We start from the raw sequence: 21,430 nt of genomic DNA on the forward strand, positions 1-21,430 counted from the left end.
AGGTGATGCGCTACCAACTGCGCTACATCCGCATGCACTGCATTGTGCGAGATAAAACATTAACCTGTTGCTCACCAGAGTCCAAATCGTGAGGTCATGCGCGTAAAGTGGCACCTCTAGTGGTCTCGGTTGGAGGGGTGGGGATTACAACACTGTAGTTTGAAAGCCACGCCGCGTGTTTTTGGGGGGCGGAGCGCGCAAAGCGCCCCATATCCTGCGGATTCGTGGAAAAGGTCACCGGCGTTGTAAAGTACTTACTCGTTCGGTCCTATGGCTCAGTGGAAGAGCGTTCCGTTCACACCGGAAAGGTCGCTGGTTCGATCCCAGCTAGGACCACACCGAGACAGCCGCCAGCTTCTGGCGGCTGTCTTCTTTTCTGAACCCCCCATTTTGGGCGGGCATCAGGGCATCAAACAAAAGTTGGTGGGCCGGGAACTCTTTAGGGCTGTGGCCCGACTACTCTCCTAAGCGGAAACGTGAAACACACGTCCCTCCGCGCGACCAAAGAATGGAGAGCCTTTTTGATGCAACGCTTCCCGTGGCGCACGCAGTGCGCTTTGGCCGCGGCCGGCGCTGTCGCAGGTCTAGCCGCGATTGGTGCCCCGGCGGCACTCGCTCATGACTCGGTGATCGGTGGGGACCCGGAGAACGCATCTGTGGTCTCGGAGTTCCCGGATTCGATTACGTTGGAGTTCTCTGGGCAGCCGAAGGAGGGGTTTAATACCGTCGCGCTGTCTCGCGTCAGTGACGGTGAGATCCTGTTCACTGGGGAGCCCGAGTTAAACGAACGACTGGTGACTGTTGATGTCCCCGCAGAAGTGGAGGAGAACGCCGAGCCTGGCGAGTACCAGGTTGGGTTCCAGATCATCTCTTCTGACGGTCACTCAACAAAAGGCCGCACCACCTTTACTTACGAGCCGACGGCCGGAGCGCACTCCGAGAGCGCAAACGATGACGACGCGGCAGTTGATGCCGCATCCGAAGACTCTGCGACGCAGGATTCCGGCATGAGCGCCGGCGTGGTTATCGGCATCATCGTCGCGGTGATCGCTGTGCTCGGTGTCGGCATCGTCCTTATCGGCCGAAAGAATAAGTAAAACCCACTCATCCCGACAGAAAAGAGCAGAATATGTCTATCTCCCGTTCCACCACCATCGCACTTGCAGCTGTGGCAACCCTGGCGCTCGGAGCCTGCAGCCCTGCGAATGAGAACGACTCCACGCAGACCGAGGAGACCACCGCCGCATCCGAGGCAACCACCTCGAGCGCCGCAACCGAGTCCGCGGCCGCAGACTCCTCCGACTCGGCTGATGCCGAGGGCGAGCTGCTTGGCGACGGCGACCTCAAACTGGAGAACGCCACCGTGCGCGCCAAGGCCGCCGCTAATGCGGAGGACGGCACCGAGATGACCGCCATCTTCGGCACCATCCACAACACCTCGGATAACGAGATCACGGTTACCGGCTTCACCACCTCGCTGGGCGAGGCTTCCTACGAGATCCACGAGACCGTGGACGGCGTCATGCAGGAGAAGGAGGGCGGCATCACCATCCCGGCTGGCGGCACGGCAGAGCTGGCCCCTGGCGGCGACCACCTGATGGTCATGGGCTACGCCCCGGAGATTCCGGCAGGCGACACCGTTGACATCGAGTTCGAAACCGCTGACGGTGAGAGCATTGCTGTCGACGGCGTCGCGGTGCGCTCCATGCTGCCGGGCGGCGAGGATTACGGCGAAGACGGCCAGCTCGCGGGCCACAGCGCGATGAACCACGATGAGATGGACCATGGCGACATGGACCATGGCGAGATGGATCACAGCGCACACTAGTAGCAAGAGAAGCACCAGAAGCAGAACTAGAAAAGGGGAAGTGAACTTTTACGATGGCGGTTTCGCGACGGGGATTTCTCGCTGGTTCGGCGGGAGTGGCGTCGTTAAGCATGCTCGCTGCCTGCGCAGACGAACCGGAAGCCCCGCCGCTGCCGCTGCGGGAAGCAACCGTAGATTTTCACGGTGCGCACCAGGCTGGCGTGGCCACGCCTGAGCAGGCGTGCCTGAACCTCATCGGCTTCAACCTCAAAGACGGGGCCGACGCGAAGGTGGTCGCGCGGCTGATGCGGCTGTGGACTGAGGACGCGCGCAGGCTGGCCAATGGGCAGAATCCGCTGGGCAGCCTTGAGCCGGAGATGACGGCTTGGCCCGCAAGCCTTACTTTTACCTGCGGCTTTGGCGAGGGGCTTTTCGCCAAGGCGGGGATGGATAAGCCGGAGTGGCTGCACGACATTCCGGCAATGACCCGCGACAAGCTCGACCCGAAGTGGGGGCAGACCGACCTGGTGCTGCAGATTTGCTGCGACGACCCGGTGATGGGCGCGTGGGCGATGCGGCACATGACGCGCGCGGGCGTGGATTACGTGGAGACGGCCTGGGTGCAGCAGGGCTTTGTCAATGCGCGCGGGGCCACGCCGGAGGGTGAGACCCCGCGCAACCTGTTTGGCCAGGTGGACGGGACGGTCAACCCGCACACGGAGGAAGAATACAACGAGCAGGTGTGGATCCCTTCCGGCCCGTTTGCCGGTGGCACGTCGCTGGTGGTGCGCCGCATCGCCATGAATTTGGACACGTGGGAGCTTTTGGATCGCCGCTCCCGCGAAGAGGCGGTGGGCCGCACCTTAGACACTGGTGCGCCGCTGACGGGCGGGGACGAGTTTTCGGAGCCTGATTTCGAGGCCCGCGATGAGTACGGGCTGCCGGTCATTGACCGCAACTCGCACATGGCGCGCGCCCGCGCGGTGGGCACGAAGATTCTGCGCCGCCCCTACAACTACAACTTGCCGCCCGAGCCGGGGTCCGGCGAGCTGTCCAACGCCGGGCTGGTGTTCATGTCCTATCAGCGCGACCCGGACGAGAGCTTTACCCCGATGCTCGCGCACCTCGATGAGGTCGATCGTCTCAATGAGTGGATCACCCACATCGGCTCGGCCGTGTACTACATCGTGCCCGGCGTCGGTGAGAGCGACTACTGGGGTCAGTCGCTGCTCGAAGCCTAGTTCGCTTTTCGACGCTACGTGACCCCGCCAACCCGCAACCCCGCACAGCCGCGGGGTAGGATGTGCAACGACGTGTCGGGCCCTCTTTCGCGCCCGCCGCATGACGAACAGTGAACTTGAAGGGGTGCGCCCAGGTACGGCGGACCCCAGATGATGCGCAAAGGAGCGCCAATGGCCACCGATGTAGCCGATGTCAACGTGCAGGTAGAGTTCGAGCCCTTCGAGGTGCCAGCAGGCACCCCCGTGGGCGCGGCGATGCGCGAGCTGAACCTGCCCAACCGGGGCGACAACGCCGTCGTTGTCGTGAAGAACGAGGCGGGCGAGCTGGTTGATCTCTCGCACGTGCCGGATGAGACCGCAACCTTTACCCCGGTCGCTGCCAATACGGAGCTGGGCCGCTCGGTAATCCGCCACTCCTGCGCGCACGTGCTCGCGCAGGCGGTGCAGGCGGAGTTCCCGGGCACGAAGCTCGGTATCGGCCCGGCGATCGAGGGCGGCTTCTACTACGACTTCGACGTGGCTGAGCCCTTTACGCCGGAGGACCTGAAGAAGCTGGAACGCCGGATGAAGAAGATCATCAAGCAGGGCCAGAAGTTTGCCCGCGGCGTCTTCGAGTCCGCTGAGGTGGCGTCGGAAAAGCTGGCGGACGAGCCGTACAAGCTTGAGTTGATCCAGGACAAGGGCAACGTCGACCCGGATTCGGACGAGGCGACCGAGGTGGGTGCCGGTGAGCTGACCTACTACGACAACGTCAATCCGCGCACGGGCGACGTCGAGTGGTTTGACCTCTGCCGCGGCCCGCACGTACCGACCACCAAGTACATCCCGGCGTTCGCTCTGACCCGTTCTTCCGCTGCGTACTGGCGCGGCGACCAGAACAACGCTGGGCTGCAGCGCGTCTACGGCACCGCGTGGGAGTCCAAGGAGAAGCTGGACGAGTACATGACCATGCTCGAGGAGGCGGAGAAGCGCGACCACCGCCGACTGGGCAACGAGATGGACCTGTTTTCCTTCCCGGACGAGGTGGGCTCGGGCCTGCCGGTCTTCCACCCGGACGGCGGCATTGTGCGCATGGTGATGGAGGAGCACTCCCGCCAGCGCCACCTGAAGGCCGGGTACTCCTTCGTCAACACCCCGCACGTGACCAAGGGCGAGCTCTTCCAGAAGTCGGGCCACCTGGACTGGTACGCCGACGGCATGTTCCCGCCGATGCAGCTCGACGGCGAGGTCGACGAGGACGGCAACGTGACCAAGCAGGCGGTGGACTACTACGTCAAGCCGATGAACTGCCCGATGCACAACCTGATCTTCGACTCGCGCGGGCGTTCGTACCGTGAGCTGCCGCTGCGCCTGTTCGAGTTCGGTACTGTGTACCGCTACGAAAAGTCCGGCGTGGTGCACGGCCTGACCCGCGCGCGCGGGTTTACCCAGGACGATGCGCACATCTATTGCACCGAGGACCAGCTGGAAGAAGAGCTGACCAGCGTGCTGGAGTTCATCATCTCGCTGCTGCAGGACTACGGCCTGGACGACTTCTACCTCGAACTGTCTACCAAGGACCCGGAGAAGTACATCGGCGACGACGACATCTGGGAGCGCTCCACCAACATCCTGCAGTCGGTGGCGGAAAAGTCGGGCCTGGAGCTCGTTCCGGACCCGGCGGGTGCCGCGTTCTATGGGCCGAAGATTTCCGTTCAGGCGCGTGACGCCATCGGCCGCACCTGGCAGATGTCCACGGTACAGCTCGATTTCAACCTGCCCGAGCGCTTCAACCTGGAGTACACCGGCCCGGATGGGTCGAAGACCCGCCCGGTGATGATTCACCGCGCGCTGTTCGGCTCGATCGAGCGCTTCTTCGGCGTGCTGCTCGAGCACTACGCCGGTGCGTTCCCGGCGTGGCTCGCACCGCACCAGGTGATGGGTATCCCGGTCGCCGACGAGTTCGCCCCGCACCTCGACGAGGTTGTGGGCAAACTCCGCGAGGCTGGCATTCGCGCCGAGGTCGACCACTCGGATGACCGCATGCAGAAGAAGATCCGCACCCACACCACCGGCAAGGTGCCGTTCATGCTTGTGGCAGGCGCCCGCGACGTGGAGGCGAACGCGGTGAGCTTCCGCTTCCTTGACGGCACCCAGGTCAACGGCGTGCCCGTCGATGAGGCCGTGGCGCTGATCATCGATTGGGTGGAAGCTAAGCGCAACGAGCAGCCGAGCGAGGAAGCCATTGCGGCCCGCCGTGGGAACTAACGGCGAGGGTGTCGGTGACTACGTCGACCGCGGTGCGGGCGATGCGGACCGTTTGCAGCGCCTGTGGGCACCATACCGGTCCAACTACATCGCCACGGCACCGAAGCGCAGTACGGACCCCTTCGTGGAGATTCCCAAGGGCAGCGATGAGGACGGGCTGATCATCGCCCGCGGCGAGACGGTCTACGCCCTGCTCAACCTGTACCCGTACAACGCGGGCCACCTCATGGTGGTGCCGTACCGCAAGGTCGCGGAGCTGGAAGCGTTGACGGACGAGGAGACCGCGGAGCTGATGGTCTTTGCCAAGCGCGCCGTGCGCACGCTCAAAGCTGTGTCCACGCCGGAGGCGATCAACGTCGGGCTCAACCTGGGCAAGGCGGCAGGCGGTTCGGTGGGAGACCACCTGCACCTGCACGTCGTGCCGCGCTGGGCAGGCGACTCGAACTTCATGACCGTCATCGGCGGTACGAAGGTGCTCCCGCAGCTGTTGCGCGAGACGCGCCAGCTGCTTGCCGACGCCTGGCCCGGCCCCAAGGCTTGTGACAAAGGAGACAGCGATGCTTAGCGTGCACGGGCGCAAGCCCGCGGCCGTCGTGGTCAAGCCCGTGGCGCAGGCGTTGCTGCGCGTGGGGCTGACCCCGAACGTGACCACGCTGGTGGGCACCGCAGCCACGGTTGTCGCCTCGGTCGTGCTCATCCCTGCCGACCACCTGGTGTGGGCCGCGCTGCTGAGCATCTTCTTCGCCGCCTTCGACATGGTCGACGGCACGATGGCCCGCTTCTCCGGTGGCGGCACCGCCTTCGGTGCCACGCTGGACGCCAGCTGCGACCGCATTACCGACGGCGCGCTGTTTGCCGCCATCGCCATGTGGCTGGTCTACGTGGATCATGCGCACCCCGCGCACGTTGCCGCCTGCCTGGCGGTGCTCGTGCTGTCGCAGGTGATCAGCTACATCAAGGCTCGCGGCGAGGCTGGCGGGCTGCGCATCGTCGGCGGACTGATCGAGCGCCCCGAGCGGCTCATCATTGCCGTCGTTGGGCTGCTCCTTGAGGGCTTCGGCGTGGGCGGTGCCGTCGTGGTGTCCCTGTGGGTCCTGCTTGTCGGCTCCGCCATTACCGTGGTGCAGCGCCTCATTTTCGCGGCGCGCGACCCACAGTCCGCGGAGCGTCTCGCACCACCGCCGGGGGCGTAGATGGCGCGCATCGATCTGGCGACTGCGGGCTACCTGGCGGGGTGGAAGCTCGTCGGCAAGCTGCCCGCCGGGTGGACCGCCGTAATGTTCGCGCGCGGCGCGGACGCCTTTTCCCAGCAGGGGGAGGGGATGGAAATGCTGCGTCGCAACCTCTCTCGGGTCGTTGGCCCGACCGGGGTGACGCGAGCGCTGGTGCGCGAGGCGACACGTTCCTATGCACGCTACTGGCACGAGGTCTTCCGCCTGCCGCAGCTTGCGGGCGAACCAACCCTCATCCGCGAGCTCGACGCCGGTGTTGAGGGGCGGGCGCACATCGACGCCGCGCTGGACAAGGGCAGGGGCTTGATCTTGACGCTCCCGCACAGTGGGAACTGGGATATGGCGGGGATGTGGCTCGCGCACCACTACGGGGGTTTCGCCACTGTGGCCGAGCGGGTCAAGCCCGAAGCCTTGTTTGACGCCTTTGTGAACTTCCGCGAGCAGCTCGGCTTTGAGGTGCTCCCGCTTACGGGCGCGGCGACCCCGCCATTTGCGCGGCTCAAAGAGGTGCTCGCAGACGGCGGCATCGTGTGCCTCATGGGTGAGCGGGACCTGAAAGGAAGGGGCGTGAAGGTGCGGTTCTTTGGCGAGGACACCACGATGCCGGCAGGCCCGGCCAAGCTCGCCATGGAAACTGGCGCGCAGCTCGCGGTTGCGCACTCCTGGTATCCCGATCGTGCCGCACGGGGCCTGCGGTGGGGCTTCTCGGTTTCCGCCCCCGTTGAGGTGACCACGCTCGAGGCGACCGCGCAGGGGGTAGCCGATAAGTTCGCCGCAAACATTGCGCGCCACCCCCAGGACTGGCACGCGCTGCAGCCCATCTGGCCCGCCGATGCGCAGTGGCGCAACACCGCGCACCCGCGCCGTCGGCAGGCACCCGGAGGGGAGTCAGGGGGCGCAGCCTAGATGCGCATCGGCATGGTCTGCCCTTACTCCTTTGACCACCCCGGCGGGGTGCAGTCCCACGTGCTCGATCTCGCGCGCGTGTTTCGGTCTCGGGGGCATGTAGTTGGGGTGCTCGGCCCGGCGTCGGCAAGCACTGCTCTGCCAGAGTGGGTGACCCGCGGGGGCCCTGCCGTGCCGGTGCGCTACAACGGCTCTGTGGCGCGGCTGGCGTTTGGGCCGCAGGTGCGGCGCACCACCCGCGAGTTTCTCGCGCGGGGCAACTTCGACGTGCTGCACGTGCACGAGCCGAACTCGCCGAGCTACTCCATGGTCGCGACCGCGCTGGCCAGCGGGCCGATCGTGGCGACGTATCACACCTCGGCAACGCACTCCTATGCCCTGCGCGCCGCGCTGCCCCTGCTGCGCGCGAATCTGGAGAAGATCCACGCGGGCATCGCGGTGAGCGAACTCGCACGCCGTTGGCAGGTGGAGCAGGTGGGCGCGGACCCGATCGTGATCCCCAACGGTGTCGACACCGCACAGTTTCGGCAGGCGCGTGTCCCGCGCGACCCGGCGGCACCGGTGGAGATCGTCTTCCTCGGCCGTCTCGACGAGCCGCGCAAGGGGCTCGATATCTTCCTGCGCGCAATTGCGCTTCTCGACGTCCCCGTGCGCGTCACCGTCATCGGCGCGGGCCACCACATCACCGCGGTCGAGGGTGTGGACTTCGTCGGTGCGGTCAGCGACGAGGAGAAGGCACGCATCTTGGGTCGCGCCGACATCTACGTCGCGCCGAACACGTCCGGGGAGTCCTTTGGCATCGTGCTCGTCGAGGCGATGGCGGCGGGTTGCGCCGTGGTGGCCAGCGATCTCGAGGCGTTTGCGCGAGTCTGCGACGCAGACTCGGCGACACCCGCCGGGGCACTCGTGCCGGTGGGCGACCACGTTGCGCTGGCGGCGACGCTGCGCAAGCTCGTTGCAGATCCGCACGCGCGGGACGAACTCATTGCACGGGGCGGCGCGCGTGCGCTGGAGTACGACTGGGACACCGTGGCGGATCAGATCTTGACGGTCTACGAAACGGTCGTGGGCGCGGCCAACGTGAAGGGTGAGTAAGCAGTGACGGTGGTGTGGGTCGTTGTTGCAATCGCGGTGACGCTGTTCGCCGCGTGGGCGTATTTCACAGCACAGCGCTTAGACCGGCTGCACACGCGCTTGGATCGCTCGCGCGAGGCGTTGCAGGCCGCGCTGGATCGGCGCGCTGCGGTGGTGGCCGCGGTGGTGCCGCAGCTGCGGGAGCGTGCGCGTGCGATCGAAGAGGTGCGACTCGACGCACGTGACGTCGATAGCCGACTCGAGCTCGAGCGCACGTTTGCCGCTGACCTTGTGGCGCTCACGGATGAGGTGCTTGCGGCACCGGAAGTGCGCCGGGAGCTGCAGGATGCGCAGACGCGCGTGTTTCTCGCGCTGCGCTTCTATAACGAGGCGGTCTCCGACACGCGCGATTTGCGACTGCGGCCGCTGGTGCGTGTGCTGCGACTCGGTGGGACCGCGGCCCTGCCCGAATATGCCGCGCTCGAGGAACTGGAGTTGAACTGAACAGCTGGGCCGTGAGCGCGTAGTGTGAGGTGGCATGCACCACGATTTACCAACTTCTGCGTCCCAGCCCACCTATATTCAGCGGATCCTGGATCTTGAGCGCATTGACAAGAACATCTACCGCGGTGCGGCGATGCACTCGGAGAACTTTGTGCGCACCTTCGGCGGCCACGTTGCCGGGCAGGCGCTTGTCGCGGCGACGCGCACGATCGCGGATGACAAGCACGTGCACTCCCTGCACGGCTACTTCTTGCGACCTGGCGACGCCAACGAGGCCACGGTCTACCGGGTTGGCCGCCCGCGCGACGGGCGCAGCTTTGCCACACGCACCGTCGAGGCAGTCCAGGATGGCGAGGTGATCTTCTCCATGCAGGCCAGCTTCCACCGCACCGACGACGAGGGCCTGGAGCACTCCGACGAGATGCGTGCAGTGCCCAGCCCGGAAGATCTAGGAGAGGAGGCGAACCCGGAGCATTTGGGGCCGGGATCGAAGCACGATTGGAACGAGTGGGATATCCGGATTGTCCCGCAGGATCGCTACGCGCCGAACCAGTACACGCAAAGCCAGCAAGTGGTCTGGTTTCGTTCCAAGCGTCGGTTGCCGGACGAGGACACCTTCCACGCCTGCACGCTGACCTACATGTCAGATATGACGCTGCTGCATTCTTCGCTTGCGGCGCACCCGGGGCGAAAGGTGCAGCTGGCCTCGCTGGACCACGCGGTGTGGTTCTTGCGTCCTTTCCGTGCGGACGATTGGCTGCTCTACGACCAGATTTCGCCCTCGGCGCACGCTGGTCGCGCGCTCACGCACGGGCGCATTTTCGACCGCGCGGGCAACCTCGTTGCTGTGGTGGTGCAGGAAGGGCTGACGCGGAACTTGCGCGAGGGAGCGACTGCTGTGCCGGAGAAATAGGCGCGGTCCACCAGTCAAAGGGGAGTGCGCGGCGCAGGGTACGTATAATCGTCAAAGTTCATCCTCCAGCGACGAAAAGGGGTGCCATATGGCGGGCCACTCAAAGTGGGCTACGACGAAGCACAAGAAGGCTGCGAACGATGCAAAGCGTTCGAAGCTGTGGGCGAAGCTGATTAAGGATATCGAGGTGGCTGCCCGTACCGGCGGCGGCGACCCGGCAGGTAACCCCACGCTCGACGACATGATTAAGAAGGCCAAGAAGGCCTCCGTGCCGGGCGACAACATTGAGCGCGCCCGCAAGCGCGGCTCCGGCGAAGAGGCTGGCGGCGCTAACTGGGAATCCGTGATGTACGAGGGCTACGGCCCCAACGGCATTGCGCTGCTCATCGAGTGCCTGACCGATAACCGCAACCGCGCGGCCACCGAGGTGCGCACCGCGATGACGAAGAACGGCGGCAACATGGGCGACTCCGGTTCGGTTGCGTACATGTTCAAGCGCACCGGCATCGTCACCGTGAAGAAGGGCGCGCTCACCGAGGACGACATTCTTATGGCGGTGCTCGACGCCGGTGCCGAGGAGGTCAACGACCTGGGCGAGGAGTTCGAGGTTGTCTGCGAGCCGACCGACGTGCAGGCGGTGCGCGACGCGCTGAAGGACGCCGACATTGAGGTCGAGGGGGCGGACCAGGACTTCCGCGCCGACATCGAGGTCGAGGCTGACGTCTCCGCCGCGAAGAAGACGCTGAACCTGATTGATGCGCTTGAGGACGCGGACGACGTGCAGAACGTCTACACCAACATGAGCATCCCCGACGAGGTCGCCGCGCAGCTGGACGACTAGTTCCCGCACGCACCGATGCGTTCGGTGCCGATATGCCCCGCCGTGGGCCGCGTGTAACGCGGTGTCTGCGGCGGGGCTTCGCGCTGTGGCGCGACCTATGGTAGAACATGTGTGTTAGTAGGTTGTCCGTGTGTGGGAGGTAAGGCATGCACCTTGAAGGGCTGCGGGTGATGGGCGTTGACCCGGGGCTGACTCGGTGCGGCCTGTCCGTGGTGCAGGCCGGGCGTGGCAGGCAGATCTTCCCCATCTCGGTGGGGGTGGTCCGCACGCCTTCGGACGCCGAGCTGGGCGAGCGACTCCTGCGGCTCTCCCGCGCAGTTGGGGACTGGATGGACGAGTACCGCCCTGATGTGGTGGCGATGGAACGTATTTTTGAGCGCGGCAATGTGTCCACGGTGATGCACACCGCGCACGCCGTTGGGGTGCTCGTGCTCGCCGCTGCGGAGCGCGACATTCCGGTGCACATGTACACGCCCTCCGAGGTGAAGAAAGCGATCTCCGGTAGCGGTCGCGCCGATAAGAAACAGATGACGGCCATGATTACGCGTATCCTGGGCCTTTCGGAGCCGCCGAAACCAGCTGACGCGGCGGACGCGCTGGCCATCGCGGTGTGCCACTGCTGGCGCGCGCCGCTTCTCGCGCGTAGCGCGCAGGCACAGCGGTTGCAGCAGGCGCAGCAGGCAGCACAGGTAAGGAAGTGAAGGAGTACAGCATGATTGATTCGCTCAACGGAGAGGTCATCTCGATCGGGCTCGACCACGCGGTTATTGAGTGCGCGGGCGTGGGCTATCGCTTCCTGGCCAGCCCGCCGACGTTGGCCACGCTGACTCGCGGCGAAAACCGCCGTGTGCTCACGTCCATGGTGGTCAAAGATGATGGGGTGACGCTCTACGGGTTTTCGGACGACGAGGCGCGCGAGATGTTCCACCGCCTGCAAAGCGTCACGGGCCTGGGCCCGAAGCTTGCGCTCGCCTCGCTCTCCGTATTCGGCGCGGGCGAGCTCGCGGGCTTGATCTCCGAGCAGGACACCAAACGCATTCAGACGATCCCCGGGGTGGGCAAGAAGATGGCCGAGCGCATTGTGCTCGAGCTGAAGGACAAGATGGCCGGCTTCGCCACCGACCAGGACGAAACGCCGGCTCCCGCGGCGAAGTCCTCGCTGGCCACCGAGCAGGTGGTCGAGGCACTCATCGGTCTCGGCTTCCCCGAGCGCAGCGCGCGCCCCACCGTGGACCGGGTCGTCGAGGCGAACCCGGAGGCGCAAACCTCGGCACTGCTGCGTGCCGCGCTGTCCGAGCTAGGAAAGAAGTAGCCGCCCATGTCGGATGTGGAGAAAACAGAGTTCAGCCTCCCGGAAGGCATGTCGCGGCCGAGCAATTCGCTTATCGACGCCACGTCGCAGCCCGAGGAACGCGACGCCGAAAAGTCCCTGCGCCCGAAGTCCATCGAGGAGTTCATCGGGCAACCGAAGGTTCGGGAGCAGCTGAGCCTGGTGCTCGCCGGAGCGCGACGCCGCGAGGTCACGCCGGACCACATCTTGCTCTCCGGCCCACCCGGCCTGGGTAAGACGACGATGGCGATGATCATCGCGCAGGAACTGGGAACCTCGCTGCGGATGACCTCGGGCCCGGCACTTGAGCGCGCCGGCGACCTGGCGGCCATGCTGTCGAACCTGATGGAAGGCGACGTGCTCTTCATCGACGAGATCCACCGCATTGCGCGCCCGGCGGAGGAGATGCTCTACATGGCGATGGAGGACTTCCGCATCGACGTGATCGTGGGCAAGGGCCCGGGCGCGACCTCTATTCCACTCGAGATTCCTCCCTTTACGCTCGTCGGTGCCACCACGCGAGCTGGCATGCTCACCGGTCCGTTGCGCGACCGTTTTGGTTTCACCGCGCAGATGGAGTTCTACGAGGTGGACGATCTCACTCGCGTGGTGACCCGCGCGGCGACAATCCTCAACGTCAATATTGACGACGATGCTGCCGTCGAGATTGCCTCGCGCTCGCGCGGCACGCCGCGCATCGCCAACCGCCTGCTGCGCAGGGTGCGCGACTGGGCGGACGTCAACGGCGACGGGCACGTCGACCTGGCCGCTGCGCAGTCCGCACTGGCGGTATTCGACGTCGACGAGCGCGGTCTCGACCGGCTGGATCGGGCAGTGCTGGATTCGCTCATCCGTGGGCACGGCGGCGGGCCAGTAGGTGTGAACACGCTCGCCATTGCGGTGGGGGAGGAACCCTCGACCGTCGAGGAAGTCTGCGAGCCTTACCTGGTGCGCGCGGGGCTGATGGCGCGTACCGGTCGCGGGCGTGTCGCGACAGCTGCCGCCTGGGACCACCTGGGCATGACTCCGCCGCCCGAGGCGCCGGGGCAGTTGAACTTGATGTAGGGAACCGTTGGCCGCACAGGCCACTATGCAACAATGGGGCGCATGGATTTCCTCATGATTCTCGTTGTCCTGCTCATTTTCCTGCTGCCCTCCATGCTGATGATGCGTGGGCAGAAGAAGCGCCAGCGCCAGGTCCAAGAGATGCAAGCCTCGATTGCTCCGGGCGACAAGGTGGTCAACGTCGCCGGCTTCCACGCCACTGTGGTGGAGCACAACGGCGACAGCCTGCTTGTTGAGCTCGCCCCCGGCGTGCAGGTCACGATGGAGACCGCTGGTGTGATGAAGCGCGTGGAAGACCCCGCAGCACCGGCACCGGCATCCGAGCCCGCCCCGGGCGAGACCGAGCAGGAGCGCTAAAAGCACGAGTCACACCTGAGAGTTTTTCAGGGACCACGTGGCCGACCACGTGAATACGCGCACCATGCCGTAGCATAGATGCGTTGTGCGCAAGGCGCAGAACCATTCATCGGATCAATTAAGGAGTCAGCGTAAGTGTCGTCACACACTCGGCGTTCCGGCGATCTGAGGTCCAAGCGGACATGGCCAGGCAAGGCCTTGGCGTTGTTCCTCCTCATCGTCATAGGCGTGTACGCATTAGTCTTTTTCACCGGCGATAAGTCGGCGACGCCGAAGCTCGGCATCGACCTCCAGGGCGGTACCCGCGTCACGCTGGTGCCGCAGGGGGAGGAGCCGACCCGCGAGCAGCTTGACGACGCCAGGCGCATCCTGGAGAACCGCGTCAACGGCATGGGCGTTTCCGGCGCGACCGTCGTGGTGGACGGCAACACGATTGTGATCACCGCCGCCGGCGATGACACCTCGGAGGTCCGCAACATTGGGCAGACCTCGCAGCTGCTGTTCCGCCCCGTGATGGAGCCGCCGCAGCCGGACGCCGCAGCAATTGCGCTCACGCTGTTGGAGACCGCAAACGAGTGGGTCAAGTACGGCGTGATGACCAAGGAGCAGGCGCAGGGTGTGCTGGACCAGGCCGTCCAGGCTAACCAGCCCGAGGGCGAGAACGCGCCCCAGGGGCCGAAGGTCGACGCGGAGCCGCTGCCGGAGCCGGAGGGCCCGGTGGAGGCCGCCGAGCGTCGTCAGGAGGCGACGGAGGTGCTGCGCGAATCCCGCCAGTCGGAGGACCCGACCCAGCAGTTCGCCTCCATGATTCTGCTCTCGGGCGTCTGCGCCAGCCAGGACGTTGACCCGCTGGCCGGCACGGACGCGGAGGACCGCCCGCTGGTGGCCTGTGACTCCAACTCGGGCCAGCCTCTACTGCTTGATCAGGTGCCGCTGCTGCAGGGCGTGACCGACGAAGACGGCCCGCGCCTCACCGGCGAGCAGATCGACACCACGCGCCCGATCTCCGGCGGCTACAACCCGCAGTCTTCCCAGATGGAGATCAGCTTCGCGTTCAGCCAGAGCGGCGACGTGAACGGTTCCTCCACCTGGGCTGCGCTGACCAGCGAGATGATCGGCAAGCAGATCGCCATCACCCTGGACTCCCAGGTCATCTCCGCGCCCGTGATCCAGGGCGCAACCCCGGTCGGCTCTGCTACCGCGATTACCGGCGATTTTACCCAGGAAGAGGCCGAGGGTCTGGCGAACAACCTACGTTACGGCGCGCTGCCGCTGTCGTTCGCAGGTGAGAACGGCGAACCGGGTGGCACCGCGATGACGGTGCCGCCGTCACTCGGCCTTGCATCCCTTCAGGCTGGCCTCTACGCAGGCTTGGTGGGTCTTGCCCTGGTCGCCCTGTTCGTCTTTACCTACTACCGCCTCTACGGCCTGATCTCGCTGGCCACCCTGGCAGTGGCTGGTGTGCTGGTGTACGGCGCGCTCGTGCTGCTGGGCCGCTGGATCGGCTACTCACTCGACCTGTCTGGCGTGGCGGGTCTGATCATCGGTATTGGTACGACCGCAGACTCCTTCGTGGTGATCTACGAGCGCATCAAGGATGAGGTGCGCAAGGGCAAGACCTTCCGTTCTGCCACGGCTTCTGGTTGGGATCGCGCGAAGGAAACCGTCGTGACAGGCAACATGGTCACGCTCATCGGCGCGGTGATTATTTACTTCCTCGCCGTGGGTGACGTGAAGGGCTTCGCCTTTACCATGGGCCTGACCACCATCTTCGACCTGTTGGTGACCTTCCTGGTCACCGCGCCGCTGATGGTGCTGGCCTCGCGGAGCAAGTTCTGGTCCAAGCCAGGCGTCAACGGGATGTCGAAGGCTTTTGCCACCGGTGCCGCGGTGCGGGCTGGGGAAGCGGAAGAACGTGAGGCGGTGGGCGTCGAAAAGCGCGAGCCCGTAGGCACCGTAAGCGGCCACGAAGCTGAGGAGAAGTAAACATGACTAACGCTACTCTCACCGACGCCGCCGAGCACCGCTCGGAGCGGCTGCACACCGGCTACGGCGTGATCGACTTCGTCGGGCGCCGTAAGCTGTGGTACTCGATCACCGTCGGACTCATCGCGATTGCTGTGGTCGCGATGCTCGGCCGCGGCTTCAACCTGGGCATTGACTTCGAGGGCGGCACAAAGATGTCCATGCCTGCCGACGAGCTTGTCGCCGAAGAAGTCGAAGCAACCTTTATCGAAGCCACCGGGGTCACTCCGGAGCTGACCCAGATCGTGGGCGCGGGCGACGCGCGCACGCTGGAGATCAATTCCGAGCACCTCACGCAGGAGCAGATTGACCAGGCACGCCAGGCGATCTTCGAGGAGTACCACCCGAAGGATGCCAACGGCGAGGTCTCCGCGAACGCCATCGGTGACTCGACGGTGTCCGAGTCCTGGGGCGACACGATTACCCAGCGCATGCTGCTCGCAATGCTCGTGTTTATTCTGGCCGCAGCGGTCTACGTGGCGCTGCGCCTGCAGCGGCAGATGGCCGCCGCGGCGCTGCTGGCACTCGTGGTGGACGCGATCTTGATCATGGGCTTTTACGCCCTGTTCGGGCTGGAGATCACCCCGGCGATGATCATCGGTCTGCTCACCGTGCTGACCTTCTCCCTCTACGACACGGTCATCGTGTTTGACAAGGTCAAGGAAAATACCTCCGGCATTCTGGATTCGCGCAGGTCTACCTACGCGGAGCAGGCCAACCTGGCGGTAAACCAGACGGTGATGCGCTCGATTTCTACCTCGGTGATCTCGGCGCTGCCGATCATCGCGCTGATGATCGTCGCCGTGTGGATGCTCGGCGTCGGCACGCTGCGAGACCTGGCGGTTATCCAGCTCATTGGTGTGATCGAGGGCGTGATCTCCTCGCTCTTCCTTGCCACTTCGCTGCTGGTGACCTTCGTGGAGCGCAAGCCTTCCATCCGCAAACACAACGCTGCCGTTGAGGCTTTCCGCAACGGGGAGGACTCCGAAGAAGACGTCGAGGACGAGGCCGCCGGCAAGCGCACCGTTGCTTCCGTGAGCACCCCGGTCGGGCGCGCGCCTGCGCCGAGCGCCGCGCCGGAGCAGCCGCGTGGCGAGTCCTCTGGCTCCGCGACGTGGAGGCCGGGACGCTAGGCGAGCGGTTTTGGTTTCGTTGAGAGGCGAAGGATCAGTGATGACTGAACGAACTCCGCGCGCGCTTGCGGCGGTGCTGACGGCGAGCGCCCTCGCGCTGGCTGGATGCAGCACGCTTGGCGACGACAACGGGCAGCTGGACGACCAGCACTTCGGGTACCAGGTATCCGGACCGCTGCTGACCACCAACGCGGCGTCGATGCAAGGCGCGTCCACGCAGGCACAGCGGCTTTCGGGCCGCCTGTACCCGGGCGTGTTCGTCCCCGGTCCGGGCGGGGAGATGATCCCCAATACGGACCTGGTCAAGGCACAAGCGTTGCCCGGTGCGCAGCGGCGCGTAAGCTACACGCTTTCCGACGCGGCCGTCTTCTCCGACGGCACACCGGTAACCTGCGCCGACTACCTGCTCACCTTCACGGCCGGCCAGCTGCCGGAACTCTTCGGCGCGCACCTGCCGCTTTTCGACGACACCGAGTCCCTCCAATGCACCCCCGGAGCCAAGACATTCACCGTGGTCTTTAAAGAAGGTCGCGGGGATCGCTGGCGTGGCCTTTTCGACGCAGGTACAGTGCTGCCTGCTCACGCGGTGGCCAAGAAGACAGGTATGAGCGAGGAAGAACTCGTCGACGCCCTGCACTCTTTGGATCCGGCACGGATCGCGCCGGTTGCCAAGGTGTGGCGCACCGGCTTCGATTTCGCGGAGTTCGACCCTGAGCTGCAGGTCTCTTTCGGCCCCTACGTGATTGAAAGTTTCGGCGAGCAGGGTGAGGTGAATCTGGTCGCCAACGAGCACTACTACGGCGACCAACCGCAGGTCGAACGCCTTGTGGTGTGGCCTGGCTCTGCCGACAGTGCGCAGCTCTACGAGCACGACGCGCTCAAGGTCGCGGACTTAGACGAGCCGGACCCCGAGTGGTTCGACGTGAACGCGGAGAACAACCGGATCGATCTGACCACTGTGCACGGCGAGCTTACCGAGGTGCTCACGTTCCCCGACGTCGGCCCGTGGGCCGAGCCGGCACAGCGCAAGGCACTGTCGCGGTGTCTCGATCCACGCGCGGTAGCGCAGGCCTCCGGCGAGCTCGCCGGGGTAGAGGTGCCGGTTGCCCCGGTACACGTGCTGCAGCAGGACGACCCGCTCTATGGGCGCGTGATCGACGTTGCCACTCCGAACCTGGACGTGGACATCGCGGCGGCATCTCGCATCTCCGGCGCGCAGATCCGCATGGCGTACCCCTATCCCAACGCGCGGCATGCGGCGATGGTGGAGTCCATGCGGCGCACCTGCGAACCGGCCGGGATCACGATTATCGACGTGACCGAGTCCGGCAAGACGCTCGCGGACCTGCCGCACGCTACCCTCGATGACCAGGGGAACCCTGGCTATTCCGAGGGCAACATTGACGTGTTGCTGCGACCGGTTGACCCGATGAAGGAATACCCGGCAGCTGACAATAGGGCGGCTAACGTAGGTGCCCTGCGTGCGCAGGAGAAGGCGCTGTGGGAGCAGCTGCCTTCGCTACCGCTGGCCACCCAGCCGCGCACGTTTGCTGTGCACCGGGGCGTGGCCAACGTGGTGCCGTACGCGGGCATGAACGGTATCAGTTGGAACATGGACCGCTGGCGTATGTTGGCTAAGGACGATATTCCGCCCGCACCTGATCAAGGGTGACGCGAAGTGCTCGCCCTGCTAATGCACTGACGAAGATTCTCAAGCAAAGGTTTCGCTGACATGGCTACACACCCCACCCAGTACTCTTCCGCGCAGGAGGCTTTGGCGCATAAAGTGCGCCGCGTGCCCGATTTCCCATCTGAAGGCGTGCTCTTCGAGGACCTCACGCCCGTGCTCGCCGACCCGGCGGCGCTCCACGCGGTCATCCGCGAGATGGCCGAGGCCAGCCAAGACCTCGGCGCGGACCTGATCGGCGGGCTGGACGCGCGCGGATTCTTACTGGGCTCCGCAGTGGCCTTCGACATGGGCCTGGGAATTCTTGCGATCCGCAAGAAGGGCAAGCTGCCGCCGCCGGTCATTACGCAGGAGTACGAGACCGAGTACAGCACCGCCGCTCTGCAGATCCCCGCTGACGGTGTGGATCTGGCGGGCAAAAAGGTCGTGCTTGTCGACGACGTCTTGGCCACCGGCGGCACCCTGGTTGCCGCCACGAATCTCATCGAGCACGCCGGGGGCGAGGTCGTGGGTTACGTGGTGGTGCTTGAGGTAGAGGGCCTGGGCGGCCGGGAGAAGTTAGCTGGTGCGCCACTTGTCGTGCTTGATGACGGGCACCGGGTCAACGGCTAGTATCGTTGCAATATGTTCCCATCCGCTCTTTGATGGAGGATTGCGTTGACGCACGAGAAAACACCCAAGCGATCGGGGCAGACCGTGCGCAGCGTGTCGGCACGCCTTGCACGTTCACTCACGGGCGGCGGTAAACCGAAGATTAACCCGGTGCTGGACCCGCTGCTGTCTATCCACCGGCAGTACCACCCGAAGGCGAAGGTCGAACTGCTCAACCGTGCCTACGAGACGGCGGAGCGCCTGCACGAGGGCGTAATGCGCAAGTCTGGGGACCCGTACATTACGCATCCGCTGGCCGTGGCCACGATCTGCGCCGAGATCGGCATGGACACCACGACCGTGGTGGCTGCCCTGTTGCACGACACCGTCGAGGACACCGACTACTCGCTTGAGGAACTCACCAACGACTTCGGGCCTGAAGTCGCCCGGCTTGTTGACGGGGTCACCAAACTGGACAAGGTGGAGATGGGCCAGGCCGCGGAGGCCGAGACCATCCGCAAGATGATCGTGGCGATGGCGAAGGATCCCCGCGTCCTGGTGATCAAGGTCGGGGACCGCCTGCACAACATGCGCACGATGCGCTTTTTACCGCCGGAGAAGCAGGCGAAGAAGGCGCGCGAGACGCTCGAGGTCATTGCCCCGCTGGCGCACCGGTTGGGCATGGCGTCGGTGAAGTGGGAACTCGAAGACCTCGCTTTCGCGATTCTTTACCCGAAGAAGTACGAGGAGATCGTGCGCCTTGTCGCCGACCGCGCGCCCTCGCGCGACCGGGCGCTGAAAGAGCTGACCGAGGAAATCCAGGCGGAGCTGAAATCCAACGGCATTGAGGCCGAGGTGATGGGGCGGCCGAAGCACTACTGGTCGATTTACCAGAAGATGGTGGTGCGCGGCCACGAGTTCAACGAGATCTTCGACCTGGTGGGCATCCGCGTGCTGGTGGATAACGTCCACGACTGCTACGCGGCTGTCGGCGTGGTCCACTCGCTGTACTCGGCGATGCCGGGGCGCTTCAAGGACTACATCTCCAACCCGCGCTTCGGCGTGTACCAGTCGCTGCACACTACGGTGATGACGGACACGGGCCGCCCGCTCGAGGTGCAGGTGCGCACCCACGATATGCACTACAACGCCGAGTTCGGCGTCGCGGCGCACTGGCGCTACAAGGAGACGAAGGGCTCGCACAAGGGCAACCAGAACGAGGTCGACGAGATGGCGTGGATGCGCCAGCTGCTCGACTGGCAGAAGGAGGCCGCCGACCCGGACGAGTTCTTGGACTCGCTGCGCTACGACCTGACCAGCCAGCAGATCTTCGCCTTTACCCCCAAAGGCGACGTAATCAACCTGCCGGCGGGCTCGACTCCGGTGGATTTTGCCTACTCCGTGCACACTGAGGTAGGCCACCGCTGCATCGGTGCCAAGGTCAACGGCAAGCTGGTGGCGCTGGAGTCGGAGCTCAAATCCGGCGACCGGGTGGAGATCTTCACCTCGAAGGACCAAAACGCCGGGCCCTCGCGCGATTGGCAGGACTTTGTGGTCTCCCCGCGGGCGAAGGCGAAGATCCGGCAGTGGTTTGCCAAGGAGCGCCGCGAGGAGCACTTAGAGGCCGGCCGCGACGCGCTTGCGGCGGAGGTGCAGCGCGGTGGTTTGCCGATGCACCGCCTGTTTACCTCGCAGTCGATGCGCCAAGTCGCGCAGCGCCTGCACTACCCGGACGTTGATGCGCTGTACACGGCGATTGGCGCGGGGCATGTGTCCGCGCAGCACGTGAGCAAGATGCTGGTGGATCTTTTCGGGAACGAGGAGGACGCCGTCGATGCGCTCACGGACCGCGCGCCAATGTCCGAGTTGGTACGCCGCGAGTCCCGTTCGTCCACGAGCGGCGTGCTGGTCCAGGGCAGCCCCGACGTGATGGCCAAGCTGGCAAAGTGCTGCCAGCCGGTGCCCGGGGACGAGATCTTCGGCTTTGTCACCCGCGGCGGGGGAGTCTCAGTGCACCGCACTGACTGCACCAATGCGGCCAAGCTGGGCGAGGAGCCCGAGCGGCTTATCGACGTTGCGTGGGCCGACAGCACCAACGCCGGCGGTGCCTCCCTGGCGACCCTGCAAGCCGAGGCGCTCGATCGCCACGGCCTGCTCGCGGAGCTGACCGGCGTGCTCACGGAGCAGAATCTTCCCATCTTGGCACTGTCCTCGCAGGCCTCCGATGACCGGATTGCCAACGTGCGCTTCACCATCGAGGTTTCCGATACGAAGCAGCTCGGTGCGCTGATGAACCAGCTGCGCAATGTGGAGGGTGTGTTCGACATCTACCGCGTGACGTCGTAAAGCAAGCACCGGGCCTTGAGGTGAACTGCACATGAATTTTTGGCGACGGTGAGCTTGAATGCCGAGGAAAGTTCGTAAGCATCGCCGAGGTTGCGCTGCGAGGTGACTGATTTCGGGCTAGAAAACACGTA

20 protein-coding genes and 1 tRNA gene are annotated in these 21,430 nt (G+C 65.0%); all 21 read left to right on the top strand.

Features of this window, described 5'->3' with window-relative positions; translation table 11 throughout:
• The first annotated feature begins 264 nt into the window (after positions 1 to 264).
• The 21 genes from HMPREF2550_RS07360 to HMPREF2550_RS07460 all read left to right on the top strand — a co-directional run bounded on the left by HMPREF2550_RS07360 (position 265) and on the right by HMPREF2550_RS07460 (position 21,299).
• A tRNA-Val gene (locus tag HMPREF2550_RS07360) sits at positions 265 to 336 on the top strand.
• A 188-nt stretch (positions 337 to 524) separates the two neighbouring features.
• Entirely contained in the window at positions 525 to 1,097 is a 573-nt protein-coding gene (locus HMPREF2550_RS07365) for a copper resistance CopC family protein (protein ID WP_070790525.1), read from the top strand.
• A 32-nt stretch (positions 1,098 to 1,129) separates the two neighbouring features.
• Positions 1,130 to 1,828: a copper chaperone PCu(A)C gene (locus tag HMPREF2550_RS07370; RefSeq protein WP_070790526.1), complete on the top strand. Its 699-nt coding sequence runs from the start codon at positions 1,130 to 1,132 to the stop codon at positions 1,826 to 1,828.
• A gap of 53 nt (positions 1,829 to 1,881) precedes the next feature.
• Positions 1,882 to 3,048: a Dyp-type peroxidase gene (locus HMPREF2550_RS07375; protein ID WP_070790527.1), complete on the top strand. Its 1,167-nt coding sequence runs from the start codon at positions 1,882 to 1,884 to the stop codon at positions 3,046 to 3,048.
• 171 nt (positions 3,049 to 3,219) lie between these two features.
• Complete coding sequence (gene thrS / locus HMPREF2550_RS07380) at positions 3,220 to 5,295, top strand: threonine--tRNA ligase (RefSeq protein WP_070790528.1); 2,076 nt, start codon at positions 3,220 to 3,222, stop codon at positions 5,293 to 5,295.
• Positions 5,273 to 5,860 (top strand): ATP adenylyltransferase, encoded by a 588-nt coding sequence (locus HMPREF2550_RS07385; RefSeq protein ID WP_070790529.1) that lies wholly within the window; start codon positions 5,273 to 5,275, stop codon positions 5,858 to 5,860. Before thrS ends, HMPREF2550_RS07385 begins: the two co-directional genes overlap by 23 nt.
• Positions 5,853 to 6,488 carry a phosphatidylinositol phosphate synthase gene (gene pgsA / locus HMPREF2550_RS07390; protein WP_070790530.1) on the top strand — a complete coding sequence of 212 codons (636 nt, stop codon included), beginning with the start codon at positions 5,853 to 5,855 and terminating at the stop codon, positions 6,486 to 6,488. The genes HMPREF2550_RS07385 and pgsA overlap by 8 nt, the downstream gene beginning before the upstream one ends.
• The gene (locus tag HMPREF2550_RS07395; RefSeq protein ID WP_070790531.1) at positions 6,489 to 7,433 is read left to right on the top strand and encodes a phosphatidylinositol mannoside acyltransferase; all 945 of its coding nucleotides are present in this window, start codon (positions 6,489 to 6,491) and stop codon (positions 7,431 to 7,433) included.
• Positions 7,434 to 8,528: a glycosyltransferase family 4 protein gene (locus tag HMPREF2550_RS07400; RefSeq protein ID WP_070763850.1), complete on the top strand. Its 1,095-nt coding sequence runs from the start codon at positions 7,434 to 7,436 to the stop codon at positions 8,526 to 8,528. It abuts the gene before it with no gap.
• Positions 8,529 to 8,531: 3 nt separating this feature from the next.
• Positions 8,532 to 9,011, top strand: coding sequence for a hypothetical protein (locus HMPREF2550_RS07405; RefSeq protein WP_070763852.1), 480 nt, complete (start codon positions 8,532 to 8,534; stop codon positions 9,009 to 9,011).
• Positions 9,012 to 9,045: 34 nt separating this feature from the next.
• Positions 9,046 to 9,924, top strand: a complete 879-nt coding sequence (locus HMPREF2550_RS07410; RefSeq protein WP_070763854.1) for an acyl-CoA thioesterase — start codon at positions 9,046 to 9,048, stop codon at positions 9,922 to 9,924.
• A gap of 88 nt (positions 9,925 to 10,012) precedes the next feature.
• A complete protein-coding gene (locus HMPREF2550_RS07415) occupies positions 10,013 to 10,765 on the top strand; it encodes a YebC/PmpR family DNA-binding transcriptional regulator (RefSeq protein WP_070790532.1) in 753 nt (250 codons plus the stop codon).
• 146 nt (positions 10,766 to 10,911) lie between these two features.
• The gene (gene ruvC / locus HMPREF2550_RS07420) at positions 10,912 to 11,466 is read left to right on the top strand and encodes a crossover junction endodeoxyribonuclease RuvC (RefSeq protein ID WP_070790533.1); all 555 of its coding nucleotides are present in this window, start codon (positions 10,912 to 10,914) and stop codon (positions 11,464 to 11,466) included.
• Between the two features lie 11 nt (positions 11,467 to 11,477).
• A complete protein-coding gene (ruvA, locus tag HMPREF2550_RS07425; protein ID WP_070790573.1) occupies positions 11,478 to 12,077 on the top strand; it encodes a Holliday junction branch migration protein RuvA in 600 nt (199 codons plus the stop codon).
• 6 nt (positions 12,078 to 12,083) lie between these two features.
• Positions 12,084 to 13,160, top strand: coding sequence for a Holliday junction branch migration DNA helicase RuvB (gene ruvB, locus HMPREF2550_RS07430; RefSeq protein ID WP_038590888.1), 1,077 nt, complete (start codon positions 12,084 to 12,086; stop codon positions 13,158 to 13,160).
• Between the two features lie 42 nt (positions 13,161 to 13,202).
• Entirely contained in the window at positions 13,203 to 13,517 is a 315-nt protein-coding gene (yajC, locus tag HMPREF2550_RS07435) for a preprotein translocase subunit YajC (protein ID WP_246817492.1), read from the top strand.
• A gap of 135 nt (positions 13,518 to 13,652) precedes the next feature.
• Positions 13,653 to 15,503 carry a protein translocase subunit SecD gene (secD, locus tag HMPREF2550_RS07440; protein ID WP_083319837.1) on the top strand — a complete coding sequence of 617 codons (1,851 nt, stop codon included), beginning with the start codon at positions 13,653 to 13,655 and terminating at the stop codon, positions 15,501 to 15,503.
• Between the two features lie 2 nt (positions 15,504 to 15,505).
• Positions 15,506 to 16,675 carry a protein translocase subunit SecF gene (gene secF, locus HMPREF2550_RS07445; protein ID WP_070790534.1) on the top strand — a complete coding sequence of 390 codons (1,170 nt, stop codon included), beginning with the start codon at positions 15,506 to 15,508 and terminating at the stop codon, positions 16,673 to 16,675.
• Between the two features lie 40 nt (positions 16,676 to 16,715).
• Positions 16,716 to 18,347, top strand: coding sequence for an ABC transporter substrate-binding protein (locus HMPREF2550_RS07450; RefSeq protein ID WP_070790535.1), 1,632 nt, complete (start codon positions 16,716 to 16,718; stop codon positions 18,345 to 18,347).
• A gap of 60 nt (positions 18,348 to 18,407) precedes the next feature.
• Complete coding sequence (locus HMPREF2550_RS07455; protein ID WP_038590882.1) at positions 18,408 to 18,974, top strand: adenine phosphoribosyltransferase; 567 nt, start codon at positions 18,408 to 18,410, stop codon at positions 18,972 to 18,974.
• A gap of 45 nt (positions 18,975 to 19,019) precedes the next feature.
• Positions 19,020 to 21,299, top strand: a complete 2,280-nt coding sequence (locus tag HMPREF2550_RS07460) for a RelA/SpoT family protein (protein WP_070763868.1) — start codon at positions 19,020 to 19,022, stop codon at positions 21,297 to 21,299.
• Positions 21,300 to 21,430 lie beyond the last annotated feature (131 nt).

Origin of the sequence: Corynebacterium sp. HMSC074A01 (genome assembly GCF_001831515.1) — a bacterium.
In the GTDB taxonomy this organism is placed as follows: domain Bacteria; phylum Actinomycetota; class Actinomycetes; order Mycobacteriales; family Mycobacteriaceae; genus Corynebacterium.